Below are 688 nucleotides of genomic sequence, written 5' to 3' on the forward strand. Positions count from 1 at the left end.
GCCCGCATAGGCGAGCGCCAGGAGCCAGGAGGGCAGGGCCATGTCGGCGAGCCCGGTGGCGTGGAGTGTGGCGCCGAGGACGAGGGGGCCGATCATCGCGCCGGCCGGGATGCGCAGCCGCAGGCCCGCCCAGGCGCCGATGCCCGCCACCGCCAGGGTTGCGAGGACCGCGAGCGGCGCCGGATCCATGCCGGAGCCGGGCGCTGCCGCGCTGCCGCCGGCGAGGAAGCGGGCGACCAGCGAGGCGGTGAGCGCCACGCAGGCGACCCGGACATATTGCATGAAGGCGACGAGGCGCGGATCGGCGCCGAATTCCTCCGCCATCGCCACCATGGCGGAGGCGCCGCCCGGGGAGGAGCCCCAGGCCGCGCTGGTGCCGGGGAGCAGCCGGATGCGGGTCAGCACCCAGCCGGTGAGCGAGGCGGCCACCACCGTGACCCCCACCACCCCCAGGATCAGGAAACCGTCCTCCAGCAGCGTCGCGGCGATCGAGGCGTTGACCGCGTGGGCGACGAGGCAGCCGATCAGAGCCTGCGCCGCCTGGAACCCGCGCTCGGCCCCCGGGACGGGCGCCCCGCCCCCCCCAACCCGAATACCCGCCAGCATCGGCCCGAGCAGCAGGGCGGCCGGGAAGCCGGCGAGGGTGAACAGGCCCGCCAGCGCCCCGGACGCCGCGACGAGGCCCGCC

Annotated in this window: 1 protein-coding gene; it reads right to left on the reverse strand. The window is 76.9% G+C overall.

Features of this window, described 5'->3' with window-relative positions:
* On the reverse strand, window positions 1-688 hold a 688-nt coding region (locus VQ03_RS30505), incomplete at both ends, for an AbrB family transcriptional regulator (protein WP_048454692.1).

This window comes from Methylobacterium tarhaniae, from assembly GCF_001043955.1.
GTDB classification, from domain to species: Bacteria; Pseudomonadota; Alphaproteobacteria; order Rhizobiales; family Beijerinckiaceae; genus Methylobacterium; species Methylobacterium tarhaniae.